This window comes from Phaeovulum sp. (assembly GCF_047638075.1).
GTDB lineage: Bacteria > Pseudomonadota > Alphaproteobacteria > Rhodobacterales > Rhodobacteraceae > UBA6197.
On record NZ_JBLJBV010000066.1, the window covers coordinates 116,554 to 131,972 of the forward strand.

Sequence of the window (15,419 nt, forward strand, 5' to 3'; positions counted from 1 at the left end):
GGCTCAGCGCCCGACCCGGTTGATCGGCACGCGGCTTCCTGCCGGGGCTGAAACATCCCCGTGAAGCTCAAGCCGGGTTGCGGCCATCTGTTCGGCCAGCCACAGCGCCAGCGCCACCGCGTTCGATGCGGCGGCCGTTGGCCCGTCGACCGCATCCAGCACGATCTTGGACGGTGCCCAGACGATCATCTTCTGGTGCCGCATCGCCCAGTCAATTTCGGTCCGGGTTGCCACCACCACGCAGCGCGGATCGCGCGCGGCCAGCACCCAGGCGTTCTGCTCGATTGCCAGAAGGTCGATCCGGCGTTGCGTCGGGCGGTGGCCGGTCTGCGGCACCGCCCCCTCGGGCAGGCCAACGGTCAGGATTACCGGCAGACCGCTGGCCTCAAGCGCATCCAGCCGCGCGGTCAGATCCGCGCCGCAAATCGCGGCATTCGACAAGAACACCACGACCGGATGCAACGCCGCCTCGGCCCCATCGTCGCCCACGGTCTGCACCGGGTCAGCGGCGCGCGACCGCACAATCTCGACCCCCAGCGCCCCCGGCCCCCGGTCCAGCTTTTCAATACGCACAAACACCCGCATTGCCTGCGGTGCCGCCAATATCCGCTCTGCCACCCGCGCGGCCAGTGTTTCAAGCAGGTTCAACCGTTCCGCCGCAAGCTCGTATGCGATGGCTTCGGTCAGGCGGTCATACGACAGGATCCGATCAACATCATCCTCCAGCGGCGTGGGCACGGGACGCACCTCGACCACGATGTTGAAGCGTAGCCGCTGCGTCTGGCCCCGCTCTTGCTGAAAAGCCCCGATATCGGCCAGCGCCACATGGTCGCGCAGACTGATCCGGTCCCGCGGGTCAGCCCCCGCCGACGCCTCGGCACGTTCCTCGGGATGGGCAAAGGCAAGGGAAATATCACTGGTCATCGGGGCCCCGCTGGTTTTGCGCGGATCATAGAGAAGGGGCCGGCAACAGCCAGCCCCCATCTGCGATTATTCTTATGCCGCCCGGTATAAGTCAGTTTGACGCGGTGCGCATCGGAGAGCGGTAAAAGATATGCGATCCGATCTGCGCTGTGCGTGTGAAACGATGCGACCAGGCAGGACGCACCGCCGGCGTATGAAAATGCGTCGCCCCATCCGTCAGATCGCGCGACGCGCCATCCAGCATTACGCGGGCAATCTTGGCCACACGGGCGTAGGTTGCCGTGTCGTTGACGCGATCGGCGCGGCCATCGCAGACAAAGGAAAACTGGCAGCCGCGTGAATTGCCCTGATTTACAACACCACAAACCGAACCGGGATAGGACGCATCGTCGACCCGGTTCAGGATTACTTCGGCCACGGCGGCCTGTCCGGCAATGCTTTCGCCCCGCGCCTCAAAGTAAAGCGCATTGGCGAGGCATTGAAATTGCTCATCGCCGGTTGCGGCAGGCTGACTTGCCAGCCACTCGCGGCTAAGCGTCAGGGGGGATGCAGCCTTGCCTTTGGCGGGCTTATTCTTCACCGTGGTGATCGCGGCCAAGCGACCTGCGGGTATGGCCTCAAGACCCGCGCGTTCCTGGCCCAGAAGGGCCACAAGCCCCGTGTCGACAGCGGCGACAGGGTTGTTGGACTGGCTTACCGTGACTTCGGCACGCAAGCCTCCGGCGAGGGCCAGAAGCACGATCGCGCCGCCTGCCCAGCTTTTCAGCACTGACATGTTCTCTTTCCAGTAAGGACATCGCCGCAACAAACGCTGCGACCGTGGCGCATTACCCGAAAAAGTGCCGCCGAGTCCACCAGTGTGATAAAAATATCACGGTTTCGGCCCGAAAAACGGCAGGATTCTGCCGAACCGATTCGTACAAAAAGCGCATCCTAGCGGTAACGAACGCCCGGCAAAAGCCAGAATACACCATATATACATGGCCCCACTGCCACCAGACGGGCGATCAATCCCGGTCGCGGCCCTTTGGGTCCAACAGGGCGAAATGTGCCGCCGCCAGCCGCGCCACCGGCACCCGAAACGGTGAACAAGAGACATAATCAAACCCTGCGGCCCGGCAAAATGCGATTGATTCGGGGTTGCCGCCGTGTTCCCCACAAACCGAAATCGTCATTTTGGGGCGGGTTTCGCGCCCGCGCGAGGCCCCGATCAGCAACAGCTCGCCCACACCTTCAACATCCAGAATATGAAAAGGGTCTTCGGCGTATACGCCCTGAGACACATAAGAGCCCATGAAACGCCCCGCGTCATCGCGCGAAAGCCCATAGGTCATTTGGGTCAAGTCATTGGTTCCAAATGATAGAAAATCCGTGTGCCTGGCAATCTCTCCGGCGCGAAGCGCGGCCCGCGGCGTCTCGACCATCACCCCGAGGCGGTAGGTGAATTCGGCCCCCATTTCGGTTTTGACAGCCGCCGCAACGGCATCGATATGCGATTTGACCAGCTCGACCTCGCGCTGCGCGCTGACCAGGGGGATCATGATCTCGGGAACGACCGGATCCCCCGATTTGCTGGCCTCAACCGTCGCCTCGAAAATCGCCCGGGCCTGCATTTCATAAATTTCGGGGATGGTGATCCCCAACCGCACCCCCCGCATGCCCAGCATCGGGTTGAATTCGCTCAAGGCCTCGACCCGGCGCGTCACATCCGACAAGGGGCGATCCAACGCCTCGGCCAGTTCGCGCATGCCTTCGCGGTCATGGGGCAGAAATTCGTGTAGTGGCGGATCAAACAACCGAATACAGACGGGCAAGCCCGCCATGATGCCAAAAAGAGCCGTGAAATCAGCGCGCTGCATGGGCAAAAGGCGCTCAAGAGCCACCCTTCGATCGGCGCTTGTGTCGGCAAAGATCATCTCGCGCATTACGGTCAGGCGATCTTCGTCAAAAAACATGTGTTCGGTGCGACAAAGGCCGATGCCCTCGGCATCAAACATACGGGCGGTGCGGGCGTCGTCAGGGGTGTCCGCATTCGCGCGGATACCGATATCGCGAACATTGTCGGCCCAGCGTAGCAGGGTGCGAAACCCATCATCCAGCGCCGGTTCCAGCATCTGCGCAGCCCCTAAAAGCACCTCGCCGTTAGAGCCGTCAACGGTAATCACATCGCCTTCGCGCAAAAGGCGCCCGTCCGCCAGCGTCAGGCTACGATCACGCGCGTTCAACCGGATGTCCGACGCCCCAACGATACAGGGCAGCCCCAAGCCACGCGCAATCACCGCAGCGTGGCTGGTGACACCGCCGCGTTCGGTCAGCACTGCAACGGCGGCGTGCATACCGCGAATGTCTTCGGGGGCGGTTTCGCGGCGCACCAAAATACAGGCCTCATCCCGGGCCGCGCTGGCCTGGGCTGCGGCGGCGGTAAAAACGATCCGTCCGGTCGCCGCGCCTGGACTGACCGCGATACCATGGGCAACCCGGTCACGTTTGCTGCGCGGGTCAACCTGATAGTGCAGCAATTCCGACAAGGCGCGCGGTTCAACCCGAAGCAGCGCGTCTGCCCGGCTGATGATACCGTCCTTGGCCAGGGCCACCGCGATTTTTACCGCCGCCCGACTGGACCGCTGCACCCGCGCCGCATCAATAACGGAAATGCGGCCGCTTTCGATGGTGAATTCCAACTGCATCTCATCGCGCAGTTTTTTACGGCAGGCGGCGCCATAGGCCACGAGTTCGGCAAAAACCTCGGGGGAGGTCTCTTCCAGCGAGGTGCCGCGCGCGTCCTTGGTCAGATAAAGCGTGGCAATCGCAGCCCGGCGCCCCTGACTTTGGCCGCGAAAGCGCCCGGTAATCTGGGCCGCGCCGGTAATGCTGTCGACGAACTGCATGGTTCCCGATCCCGACAGCCCCGGCCCGATGCCCAGCGCCATGCTTTGCACCACCAGCCCCAATGCGGCCTCGGCAGGGGCGCCCTTGGCCTGACGCAACAGCCGCGCCGTCGTTCCTTCCCACGCGCGCGCCATCGAGCGCAGCACATCGGACAGTTGCCGCGCGGGGTCCTGGGGGAAAGGCGTGTCAGTTTCGGATTCGTACGCCGCAAGGGCAGTGGCCAGCGCAGTCGGCCCGGTTGGGGCCATGAACATATCAGGATCAAGCCGCGCGACATGGGTGGCAAAGCTTTGCACGAAACCAAGGTAAAGCGCATCTGCCGCCTCGGCCCCGTGGCTGGCGGTCAGGGCCGCGTGGCGATCCGAGTTCATGCCGACGTTCAGCACCGTGCCCGGACCACCCCAATCAGGATTTTCGGGGCTGCTGCGCACCGAAACCAGAAGGTCATTCCCGAAAACCGCTACAAGTTTTTCTGTGTCGGGCAACTGGCCTGCCGCAATCGCGCGCACGGTGTCAGCGGGAAGAGCCACGGTACGGGGCACCGGCAGATCAAGCCGGATCAGGCGCTGAAGACATTTTGCACGCCAGCCATGCCGCGCCACACTAAGCGCCGCGGAAGGGGTTACATCGGTAAATTCGACGAAGTCGGCATATTTCTGCATTGCAGCGAATCCTGTTGTCGCCCGCAGCATAAGGCGAAAGCGATTCGCCGCAAGGGCTGCATTCAGCGTTGTTGTGCCATCCCGCGCCCAAAGGCGCGCCCATTGCAGGGGCAAGACGCCTCCGGCGGGAGTATTTGCGCCAACGAAAAGCCGCGGGGTCAGCCCTCGATGCGGTTGAGGTCGGCCACGGTCAAGCAGATTTGACGGATCCGGCTGAGAAGGTTCAGGCGGTTGCGGCGCACGACTGGGTTGTCGGAATTGACCTGCACGGCGGTGAAAAAGGCGTCGATGGGCGCGCGCAGGGAGGCCATGGCAGCCATGGCAGCGGCGAAACCCTCGGATGCCATCGCAGGGGCAATCGCGGCCTCGGCGGCGTCGAGGGCCGCAAACAGCGCACGTTCTTCGGTGTTTTCGGTAAATTTTGGATCGGCGCCATAGCTGTATTCGACGCCGTCCTTGGCCTCGGCCTGGGTCAGGATGTTGTTGGCACGTTTGAAGCCCTGGATCAGGTTCTCGCCGTCATCGGTTTTCAGAAAGGCTGCAAGTGCCTCGGCCCGTTTCACCAAAAGCGTGAGGTCGTCGTTGCCGGGCATGGCAAGGCAGGCGTCGATGACGTCATGGCGGATGCCTTGGTCCCGAAGGTGAACCTTGAGGCGGTCGTGGAAGAAAGTGAGGAGACTATGCGCGTAAGGTTCAGCGTCTTCCGCGACGAGTTCGCCAGATTTGATTTCCTCAGGAAAAAGATCGTCGGCCTCTTTGAAAACGTCATTGAGGTGCAAGCGCACCCCATTCCCCAACACCAACCGAATAACCCCCAGCGCCGCCCTGCGCAGCGCGAAGGGGTCCTTGCTACCCGTCGGTTTCTCGTCAATCGCCCAGAACCCGGTCAGGGTGTCGAGCTTGTCGGCCAGCGCCACGGCGACGCTGACAGGCTCGGTCGGCACGTCGTCGGATGGGCCCAGCGGCGAGTAATGCGCCTTGCAGGCGTTCGCCACCGCGCCGGGCAGGCCGGCGGCGCGGGCATAGTAGCCGCCCATCGTGCCTTGCAGTTCCGGAAATTCACCGACCATCGCGGATTGCAGGTCCGCCTTGGCGACGCGGGCGGCCTCGGCGGCAAGGTCGGGGGGGGCGCCGACAAGGGGGGCGATTTCGCGTACCAGCGCGGCGATCCGGCCCACGCGGTCGGCCTGTGAGCCGAGTTTGTTGTGGAATGTCACCTGGGCCAGCCCCGCGCCCATCCCTTCCAGCCCTTCGGATTTGACCAGACGCAGATCATTTTCCCAAAAGAATCTGGCGTCCGACAGGCGGGCTGAGAGCACCTTTTGATTGCCCGCAAGAATAGTGGCACCATTGTCGGCGGTTTCGCGGTTGGCGACGGTAACAAACCCCTCGATCTGGCCAGTTTTCGCGTGTTTCACCGAAAAGAATTTCTGGTGCTCGCGCATGCTGGTTTGCAGCACCTCGGGCGGAAGCGCGAGAAAGGCGTCATCAATCGCGCCCATCAGCACCACGGGCCATTCCACGAGCCCGGCGACCTCGGACAAAAGCGCCTTGTCTTCAACCAGTTCAAGTCCGCGTGCAAAGGCCAGATTTTGCGCGTCATGCCAGATCATGGCTTCGCGTTCGGCACTGTCGAGCAAGACATAGGCGTGTTTGAGTTTGGCGCGGTAATCATCAAACCCGGTCACGAAGATCGGGCCCGGCGCCATGAAACGGTGGCCTTGCGAGGTGTTTGCGGCAGTGATCCCGTCAATGGTCAGGGGCACGACCTCGGCCCCCGCCTCATCGGTCAGCAGGCATAGGATGCTGTGCAGCGGCCGCACCCAACGCAAAGTCCCAGCCCCCCAGCGCATCGACTTTGGCCAGGGAAAATTGCGGATGGCGCTTTCCAGCACCTCGGCCACAATCTGCGCGGCAGGGCGGCCCGGGCGTTCAATTACCGCAAACAGCACCTGACCTTTCTTGTCATCGCGTAATTGCAACTGATCGCGCGTCAGCCCGGTTGAGCGCAAGAACCCGTTGATCGCGGCATCGGGGGCGCTGGCACTGGGGCCTTTGCGTTCTTCGCGCTGGGTTGGGCTTTGGGCGGTCAGCCCCTCGACCGTCAGCACAAGGCGGCGGGGGGTGGAAAACGCGCCCGCCGAGGCATAGGTCAGCCCGGCGGTAACCAGACCGTCGGTTATCAACTTTTTCAGGTCGTCGCGTGCCCGCGCCTGCATCCGCGCGGGGATCTCTTCCGAGAACAGTTCAATCAGAAGATCGGGCATTTATTTCTCCGCATTCTCGTTCAGCTGATGCCAGGCAAAGGCGCGGCCATCGGGGTAGACGGCTACAATCCGGTCAACGCCCGGATGGACCTCATGTTCGGACAAAAAGGCAAGGGCGGCGCCGGTTTCCAGATCCTGACCGATCCGGGCGGCGTCAAAACAGGTGAACCAGCCGGGCGCGTTCAGCGGCGTGGCCTGATCATAGACGGTGTAGGTTTCGCTTAGCAGCGCCAGCGACATGGGCGTGGTAAAGCATCCCCGAAACCGCAGCGGAGAGCTTTCTGCGTCAATCCCCTCAAACGCCTCGGCCAGGATCGGTTCCGGCTGGCCGGTGGTGATGGAGGTCAGGCGGATTTCAGCGGCGGGCGCATCGGCGGGCAAGGTTTTGTAAAAGCCGTATACCTGAAGGTAGTACACCGTCGCCCCGGTCAAAAGCGCGCTCAGCACGATGAAGCCCCCGACGTATTTGCCATTCACGCCGCCGCCCCGCCCGCGTTGGTCGTGACGAACGCATCGGCGCAGGCCTTAGCCAATGCGCGCACCCGGCCAATATAGGCCTGCCGTTCGGTGACCGAAATCACACCGCGCGCGTCCAGAAGGTTGAAGAGGTGGCTGGCCTTGATGCACTGGTCATAGGCCGGATGCGCCATGACGATGCGGCGCCCTGCCCCATCGGTATCTGGTGCTGCAAGGATGCGTTCACATTCCGCCTCGGCATCCTTGAAATGCTGCAAAAGCATCGCCGTATCGGCCTGATCAAAGTTCCAGCGCGAATATTCCTGTTCCGTCTGGCGAAAAACATCGCCGTATTTCAACGGGATCGGCGCGTCAGGGTCGTTGAAGGGCATGTCCATGACGTGATCCACACCCAGCACATACATCGCCAGCCGTTCCAGCCCGTAGGTCAACTCGCCCGCGACGGGGTGGCAATCATGGCCCCCAACCTGCTGAAAATAGGTGAACTGCGACACTTCCATACCGTCACACCAAACCTCCCAGCCCAGGCCCCACGCGCCCAGGGTCGGGCTTTCCCAGTCATCCTCGACAAAGCGGACGTCATGCAGCGCCAGATCAATGCCGATGGCCTGAAGGCTACCCAGATATAGCGCCTGCAAATCGGGGGGACTGGGTTTGATCAGCACCTGATACTGATAGTAATGCTGCAACCGGTTCGGATTTTCACCGTAGCGCCCATCTGTCGGGCGGCGCGAGGGTTGCACATAGGCCGCCGCCCAAGGGTTCGGACCCAGCGCGCGCAGGGTCGTTGCCGGGTGAAAAGTGCCCGCCCCCACCTCCATGTCATAGGGTTGCAAGATCGCGCAGCCTTTGCCGGCCCAATAGCTCATCAGTCGCAGGATGATTTCCTGAAAGGAACGTGGCGGGGTCTGGGTCATGTTTGCACCTATGAGGAAAGCGCCCCCTTCCTAGGCAAGGGGCGGCGAAGGGTCAATTGCCCGAAAGGCGGGCATTGCCCCAAATGGACGGTTTTTTGGGGTGACGCCGCCAAGAACCCTGTTAGTTTGCGGCCCCAAGGCGCAAGGCGCAAAAGGGAAAAGGGTTTCGGGAATGAGTTGGTTGACACGGGCGATCCTGGTCGCGGTTTTTTCGGTCTGCGCAGGCGGCGCAATGGCGCAGAACGCCTGGGTGCAGATCGAGGCGCAACCCTCGTTGCGCGAAGGCGAGGCGCGCGCCCGTGCCTGGGCTGAAACGCTGCCCGATATCAGCGGCTTTGTGATGTCGACCGGCTGGTATGCGGTGACGCTGGGCCCATTCTCAGACGATGTGGCCGCGCAAAAGCTGCAAGTGCTGCGCGGCGAGCGGATGATCCCTTCCGACAGCTACCTGTCGGACGGGCGCAATTACCGCCAGCAGTTCTGGCCCGTGGGCGCGGCATTGCAGCCGCAACCCGAGCCCGAGGTCACCGTTGACCCGGCCACGATGCCCGACGCAACCGCAACGCCGACCCCCGATAGAGCCACCCCCGAGGGGCTGGCCGCACCCGTTGAAACCCTGGCCGAGGCCCGCGCCGCAGAAGCCGCCTTGACCCGCCCGGAACGCGAGTTGATCCAGACCGCGTTGCAGTGGAAGGGCTTTTACACCGCAGGTATCGACGGCGCCTTTGGCCCTGGCACCCGCAACAGCATTGCCGCCTGGCAGTCCGCGAACGGCCATGAGCCCACGGGCGTTCTGGCCAGCCGCCAACGTGCCGACCTGATTGCCGCCTATGAAGGCGAACGTGCCGCCCTTGGCCTGACGCTGGTTGAAGATGCCCAAGCGGCCATCGCGGTCGAAATGCCGATGGGTCTTGTGAAGTTTGACCATTACGACCCGCCTTTCGTGCATTACAATGAAAAAGACGGCTCTGGGGTCCGGGTGCTGCTGATTTCGCAGCAGGGGGACCAGAACACGCTGTTTGGCCTATATGATGTGATGCAAACGCTGGAAATCGTGCCGCTGGAGGGTGCGCGCGAACGGTCGCGCAACGGCTTTACGCTGACCGGGCAGAACGACCGGATCCACTCGCATACCGAGGTTACGCTGCGCGGCGGATTGATCAAGGGCTTTACCCTGATCTACCCGGCGAAAGACGCGAAGCGGATGGAACGCGTGCTGAAGGCGATGCAGGGCAGTTTCAAAAGCCTGGGCGATACCGCGCTTGATGATACGCTGGGCCAACCCCTGGCAGAAACGCGCGCTGATCTGTTGGTAGGGCTTGATGTGCGCAAACCGGTTTTGGCGCAGTCGGGGTTTTACATGGACGCCAAAGGCACAGTCCTGACGGCGGCTGCGGGTCTGAGCGCCTGTAATCGCATTACTGTCGACGGAACCGAGTTTGATCTGGCCCTGGCCGATCCCACGCTGGAAATTGCCGTGCTGACCCCGCGCAACATTCTGGCGCCAATGGCGGTGGCCAAATTCCAGACCGACGCAACCCGGCTGAATACAGAAGTTGCGGTGGCGGGCTACCCCTACCCCGAGGCGCTAAGCGCCCCGGTGCTGACCTTTGGCAAACTGCTGGATCTACGCGGCCTTGCCGGAGAGCCGGGCTTGGCCCGGTTGGCGCTGAGCGCGCGCGCGGGGGATGTGGGGGGGCCGTTGTTCAATGCCAGCGGTGCGGTCATCGGCATGCTGATGCCGCAAACGGCTGACGGGGGCCAACACCTGCCTGCCGATCTGGCAGTGGCACTGCAATCGGCGGCAATGGTGCCGATGCTGGCTGAAAGAGGCTTCACGCTGGCGGCAGCGCAAGGAAGCGGCGCGCTCGCGGTAGAAGATCTATCGCGCCAGGCGTTGGGGATGACGGTTCAGGTGTCGTGCTGGAACTGATGGCCTTGGGGCGGTGAAGAACGGGCATTGCGGCCACCCGAGGCCGCATTATTGTGCTTTATGGATTGTGACTGAGTTGGGCAGCCTCTCGACCGCCCCTGCCAGCAAACCCGCCGCCCGCCCTATCAGTTACGCCAAAAACGCGGCAGCAGCAGCACGAAAACCGACAACAGCTCCAACCGGCCAATAAACATACCGCCAATCATGAGCCATTTTGCCGTAGCCGGAAACTGGTTCACCGCGCCATTCCCCGACACTTCCGGCCCCCAGGCAGGCCCCACGTTCGCAATCGCCGTCCAGGCAGCGGTCAGCGCGGTCTTGGTTTCCAGCCCGGTCAGCGACAGGCCCACGATCAGCAACCCGAAACTGAGAATGAACATGGTAAAGAACGCCATGACCGAATTGACCACCTCTGTATCAACAGGGCGATGGTCAAGGCGCACCAGTTCCACCCGGTTCGGGCTATAAAGACGGCGGATCTGGGTCTTGACCGCCTCAAACAGGATCAGGTAGCGAAATACCTTTACCGAACAACCGGTTGACGCGGTGCAGCCGCCGATCAACCCGCTGATGATCAACACCACAAACGCCAGATGTCCCCAGGTTGTCACGTCCTCGGACGAATAGCCGGTGCCGGAAAAAATGGTGATGACGTTAAAGGTAACCTCGCGCAGCGTGGGCCAGAACGCCGCCTCGTGGCGCAGCATCCGGTAGGCCACGATGATCGCCACCGCATAGCCGATCCAACGCAGATAGGCCCGCACCTGCACATCGCGCCAAAGCGGCACGACATTGCCCTGCGTCAACTGGATAAAGCGGATGAACGGCAGCGACGCCAACACCATAAACAGCGAGGACGCATATTCCGGTGCCCCCCGATAAACCGCAAAACTGGCGTCATAACTGGAAAAGCCGCCCGTGCTCATGGTGGTCAGGGAATGCATGACCGCATCAAAAGCCGTCATTCCCAGCGCCGCATAGACCGCAGCGCATAGCATCGTCAGGCCCACATAGATGCGGATCATCGCGGTGGAAATATCCATCGCGCGGGGCAGGATCTTGCCCAGCGTGTCGAATCCCTCCGAGCGGAAATACTGCATCCCGCCGACCTTCATCACCGGCAAAAAGATCATCGCCACGATGACAATCCCCAATCCGCCAAGCCACTGCAGGATGCCGCGCCACAGGTTGGTGCCCAGCGGCAAATCATCAATACGCAGAAAAACGGTCGTGCCGGTCGTGGTCATTCCCGACATCGCCTCAAAATAGGCGTCGGTAAAACTGGCACCCGGCGCACCAATCACGAAGGGCAGCGACCCAAAGAACGGCAGCGTCAGCCAAACCCCTGAGGTCAGCAAAAAACTTTGCTGCAAACTCAACGTCTTGCGTAGGGCATTTTGCGAAGCCATTGCCAAAAGGCCGCCGGAAACAACGGTAATGAAAGACGCTTCCAAAAACGCGCGCCAATGCGGATCCCCCGCGTGCGCATCAACAGCCATAGGGATCAACATCGCCAGCCCAAGGACCGCAACCAAAAGGCCAATCACATATCCGACGGGGCGAAAGTCGATCATCCGCCTTGGATGCTGTGCGGCGCGGTGCCTGTCAAGCCTGCTAGGGCAGCGCGGCTTCTTGCGGTGCAGATTCGTTACCCCCGCGCGAAAACAACTTGCGCTGCAACGCAGCGTCCCTAAGGTTCGTCCCAATCGTCAACTCATAAGGGCAGCGCAAGATGTTTTCCAAAATTCTGATCGCCAACCGCGGCGAAATCGCCATCCGGGTGCTGCGCGCCGCCAATGAGCTGGGCAAAAAAACCGTTGCCGTCTACGCCGAGGAAGACAAGCTGTCGCTACACCGTTTCAAGGCGGACGAGGCCTACCGCATCGGCGCGGGCCTGTCGCCGGTGGGCGCCTATCTGTGCATCGAAGAAATCATCCGTGTGGCAAAGGAAAGCGGCGCGGATGCAATTCATCCGGGCTATGGGCTGCTGTCGGAAAACCCCGATTTTGTCGAGGCCTGCGCGGCTGCGGGTATCACCTTCATCGGCCCGCGCGCCGATACGATGCGCGCCTTGGGCGACAAGGCCAGCGCCCGGCAGGTGGCAATCAAGGCTGGGGTGCCGGTGATCCCGGCAACCGATGTGCTGGCCGAGGATTTCGATCTGATCCGCGAACAGGCGGCGGCGGTAGGCTATCCGCTGATGCTCAAGGCATCCTGGGGCGGTGGCGGGCGGGGGATGCGGCCGATCCATGGCCCCGATGAGCTGGCCGAAAAGATCCGCGAAGGCCGGCGCGAGGCCGAGGCCGCCTTTGGCAACGGCGAGGGGTATCTGGAAAAGATGATCCTGCGCGCGCGCCACGTCGAGGTGCAACTTCTGGGCGACACGCATGGGAACCTTTACCACCTCTATGAGCGCGACTGCACCGTGCAGCGGCGCAACCAAAAGGTCGTCGAACGCGCCCCTGCCCCCTACCTCAGCGACGATCAGCGCGCCGAGGTTTGCGCGCTGGCGCTGAAAATCGGCCGTGCGGTGGGCTATCAAAACGCCGGCACGGTCGAGTTTTTGATGGATATGGATAACCAGCAGTTTTACTTTATCGAGGTGAACCCGCGCGTTCAGGTCGAACATACCGTGACCGAAGAAGTCACCGGCATCGACATCGTGCAAAGCCAGATCAAGATTGCCGAAGGCGCCACATTGGCCGAGGCAACCGGCGCCGCACGGCAAGAAGACATCACCCTTTCGGGTCACGCGCTGCAATGTCGGGTAACGACCGAAGACCCGCAGAACAATTTCATCCCCGACTATGGCCGGATCACCGCCTACCGTTCGGCCACCGGCATGGGGATCCGTCTGGATGGCGGCACGGCCTATTCGGGCGGGGTGATCACGCGCTATTACGACAGCCTGTTGGTCAAGGTCACAGCCTGGGCGCAAACACCTACCCAGGCCATCGCACGGATGGACCGGGCCTTGCGCGAATTTCGGATACGCGGCGTGTCCACCAATATCGCCTTTGTGGAAAATCTGCTGAAACATCCGACGTTTCTGGACAATACCTACACCACCAAATTCATTGACACGACGCCTGATCTGTTCACCTTCAAAAAGCGCCGCGACCGGGCGACCAAGATCCTGACCTATATCGCCGACATCACCGTCAACGGGCATCCCGAAACCGCCGGCCGCGCCAAACCGCCCGCCGAGGCGCGCACCCCGAAACCGCCAGCCCCAAGGGCCACGCCCGCCCCCGGCACACGGACCCTGTTGCAGACAAAAGGCCCTCAGGCCGTGGCCGACTGGATGGCGGCACAGACCAAACTCCTGATCACCGACACCACTATGCGCGATGGCCACCAGTCGCTTCTGGCCACGCGGATGCGGTCAATCGACATGATACGGGTCGCACCGGCCTATGCCGCCAACCTGCCCGATCTATTCAGCATCGAGTGCTGGGGCGGCGCGACCTTTGATGTGGCCTACCGATTCTTGCAGGAATGCCCCTGGCAGCGCCTGCGCGACATCCGCGAACGGCTGCCCAATGTGATGACGCAGATGCTTTTGCGGGCCTCGAACGGGGTTGGCTACACCAATTACCCTGACAATGTGGTGCAGTTCTTTGTCGCCCGCGCGGCCAAGACCGGGGTCGATGTGTTTCGCGTGTTCGACAGCCTGAACTGGGTCGAAAACATGCGCGTGGCAATGGATGCGGTGCTTGAGGCGGAAAAGGTCTGCGAAGGCACGATCTGCTATACCGGCGATATTCTGGACCCGAACCGCGCCAAATATGATCTGAACTATTACGTCACCATGGGCCGCGATCTAAAGGCGGCGGGCGCGCATATTCTGGGCCTGAAGGACATGGCCGGCCTTCTGAAACCCGCCGCGGCACGCGTGCTGATCCGCGCGCTGAAAGACGAGGTCGGCCTGCCGATCCACTTTCACACCCACGACACCGGCGGCATTGCCGGGGCCACGGTGCTGGCCGCCGCCGAGGCGGGGGTGGATGCGGTTGACGCCGCGATGGATGCGTTTTCGGGGGGCACCTCGCAGCCCTGCCTTGGCTCGATCGTCGAGGCGCTGCGCCACACGGACCGCGACACCGGCCTTGATATTGCGGCGATCCGGCAGATCTCGAATTACTGGGAAGGCGTGCGCGATCAGTACCGCGCCTTTGAATCCGGGCTTGAGGCCCCCGCCTCCGAGGTCTGGCTGCATGAAATGCCGGGGGGGCAGTTCACCAATCTGAAGGCGCAGGCCCGCAGCCTGGGTCTTGAGGCCCGCTGGCAAGAGGTGGCGCAGGCCTATGCCGACGCCAACCAGATGTTCGGCGATATCGTCAAGGTTACGCCCTCATCGAAAGTCGTGGGGGATATGGCGCTGATGATGGTCTCGCAGGGGCTGACGCGCGCCCAGGTCGAAGACCCGGACGTCGATCTGGCCTTCCCCGATTCCGTTATCGACATGCTGCACGGCAACCTTGGTCAACCGCCGGGCGGCTGGCCCGAGGGCATCAGCGCCAAGGTGCTGAAGGGCGAGAAGCCAATCACGACTCGCCCCGGCGCAGGCATGGCCCCGGTTGACCTGGAGGCAGAGCGCGCGACGCTGTCGGCGGCGTTGAATGGCCTTGCCGTCGATGACGAGGATCTTGCCGGCTATCTGATGTATCCAAAGGTGTTTCTGGATTACATGGGCCGCCACCGCGTCTATGGGCCGGTGCGCACCCTGCCCACCGGGACGTTCTTTTACGGGATGGTGGCCGGGGAAGAGATCAGCGCCGAGATCGACCCCGGCAAAACGCTTGAGGTGCGACTGCAAGCGATTGGCGATACCACCGACGATGGCGAAGCACGGGTATTCTTTGAGTTGAACGGCCAGCCGCGCGTGATCCGCGTTCCCGACCGCGCCGTCAGATCGGCCACCGCCGCACGCCCAAAGGCGACCGAGGGCAACCCCGCCCATATCGGCGCACCGATGCCCGGAGTGGTTGCGGCCATCTCAATTCGCGTCGGGCAAAAGGTAAACGCGGGCGACATGCTGTTGACCATCGAGGCGATGAAAATGGAAACGGGCATTCACGCCGACCGCACTGCGGTGATTACTGCGGTGCATGTGCAGCCGGGCCAGCAGATCGACGCGAAAGATCTGTTGGTTGAGTTCGACGAATAGCGTGAAAGGGGGGCTGTCCGCCCCAGCCCCTGACGCTAAATGTTAAAATGATCGCTTCGGTAGGCCGCACTGCGGCCAACATTCCTTTTCAGACAAGACACTTGACGCATTCTCGGAAGGAGAGATCAGGTGAGTTTTGTCTCGAAAATATCTTCGACAGAAGATCCGCCGCTGGAGCGG

9 protein-coding genes are annotated in these 15,419 nt (G+C 62.2%); 2 read left to right on the forward strand and 7 right to left on the reverse strand.

Features of this window, described 5'->3' with window-relative positions; all coding sequences use genetic code 11:
• Nucleotides 1-3: 3 nt before the first annotated feature.
• The 6 genes from ACM62R_RS10730 to ACM62R_RS10755 all read right to left on the reverse strand — a co-directional run bounded on the left by ACM62R_RS10730 (nucleotide 4) and on the right by ACM62R_RS10755 (nucleotide 8,136).
• Entirely contained in the window at nucleotides 4-924 is a 921-nt protein-coding gene (locus ACM62R_RS10730) for a dihydroneopterin aldolase (RefSeq protein ID WP_415184047.1), read from the reverse strand.
• Between the two features lie 91 nt (nucleotides 925-1,015).
• Complete coding sequence (locus ACM62R_RS10735; RefSeq protein ID WP_415184048.1) at nucleotides 1,016-1,699, reverse strand: cell wall hydrolase; 684 nt, start codon at nucleotides 1,697-1,699, stop codon at nucleotides 1,016-1,018.
• 232 nt (nucleotides 1,700-1,931) lie between these two features.
• Entirely contained in the window at nucleotides 1,932-4,475 is a 2,544-nt protein-coding gene (locus ACM62R_RS10740; RefSeq protein ID WP_415184049.1) for a putative PEP-binding protein, read from the reverse strand.
• A 158-nt stretch (nucleotides 4,476-4,633) separates the two neighbouring features.
• Entirely contained in the window at nucleotides 4,634-6,742 is a 2,109-nt protein-coding gene (glyS, locus tag ACM62R_RS10745) for a glycine--tRNA ligase subunit beta (RefSeq protein WP_415184050.1), read from the reverse strand.
• On the reverse strand, nucleotides 6,743-7,219 hold the full coding sequence (locus tag ACM62R_RS10750) for a DUF6446 family protein (RefSeq protein WP_415184051.1): 477 nt from the start codon (nucleotides 7,217-7,219) through the stop codon (nucleotides 6,743-6,745).
• Nucleotides 7,216-8,136 (reverse strand): glycine--tRNA ligase subunit alpha, encoded by a 921-nt coding sequence (locus tag ACM62R_RS10755; protein WP_415184052.1) that lies wholly within the window; start codon nucleotides 8,134-8,136, stop codon nucleotides 7,216-7,218. The genes ACM62R_RS10750 and ACM62R_RS10755 overlap by 4 nt, the downstream gene beginning before the upstream one ends.
• A 172-nt stretch (nucleotides 8,137-8,308) precedes the next feature.
• Between ACM62R_RS10755 and ACM62R_RS10760 the strand changes: the two genes are divergently transcribed.
• Nucleotides 8,309-10,069 (forward strand): trypsin-like peptidase domain-containing protein, encoded by a 1,761-nt coding sequence (locus ACM62R_RS10760; RefSeq protein ID WP_415184053.1) that lies wholly within the window; start codon nucleotides 8,309-8,311, stop codon nucleotides 10,067-10,069.
• Nucleotides 10,070-10,194: 125 nt separating this feature from the next.
• On the opposite strand, the gene ACM62R_RS10765 is transcribed toward ACM62R_RS10760, so the two are convergent.
• Nucleotides 10,195-11,643, reverse strand: coding sequence for a TrkH family potassium uptake protein (locus ACM62R_RS10765; RefSeq protein ID WP_415184054.1), 1,449 nt, complete (start codon nucleotides 11,641-11,643; stop codon nucleotides 10,195-10,197).
• Between the two features lie 158 nt (nucleotides 11,644-11,801).
• On the opposite strand from ACM62R_RS10765, the gene pyc reads away from it, so the two are divergent.
• Nucleotides 11,802-15,239, forward strand: a complete 3,438-nt coding sequence (pyc, locus tag ACM62R_RS10770; protein ID WP_415184055.1) for a pyruvate carboxylase — start codon at nucleotides 11,802-11,804, stop codon at nucleotides 15,237-15,239.
• Nucleotides 15,240-15,419: the final 180 nt, after the last annotated feature.

Excerpts from the sequence above, each read along its gene's own strand:
- ACM62R_RS10730 (WP_415184047.1), bottom strand. The coding sequence starts at position 924 with ATGACCAGTGATATTTCCCTTGCCTTTGCCCATCCCGAGGAACGTGCC.
- ACM62R_RS10765 (WP_415184054.1), bottom strand. The coding sequence starts at position 11,643 with ATGATCGACTTTCGCCCCGTCGGATATGTGATTGGCCTTTTGGTTGCG.
- ACM62R_RS10755 (WP_415184052.1), bottom strand. The coding sequence starts at position 8,136 with ATGACCCAGACCCCGCCACGTTCCTTTCAGGAAATCATCCTGCGACTG.
- ACM62R_RS10735 (WP_415184048.1), bottom strand. The coding sequence starts at position 1,699 with ATGTCAGTGCTGAAAAGCTGGGCAGGCGGCGCGATCGTGCTTCTGGCC.
- ACM62R_RS10740 (WP_415184049.1), bottom strand. The coding sequence starts at position 4,475 with ATGCAGAAATATGCCGACTTCGTCGAATTTACCGATGTAACCCCTTCC.
- pyc (WP_415184055.1), top strand. The coding sequence starts at position 11,802 with ATGTTTTCCAAAATTCTGATCGCCAACCGCGGCGAAATCGCCATCCGG.
- ACM62R_RS10760 (WP_415184053.1), top strand. The coding sequence starts at position 8,309 with ATGAGTTGGTTGACACGGGCGATCCTGGTCGCGGTTTTTTCGGTCTGC.
- glyS (WP_415184050.1), bottom strand. The coding sequence starts at position 6,742 with ATGCCCGATCTTCTGATTGAACTGTTCTCGGAAGAGATCCCCGCGCGG.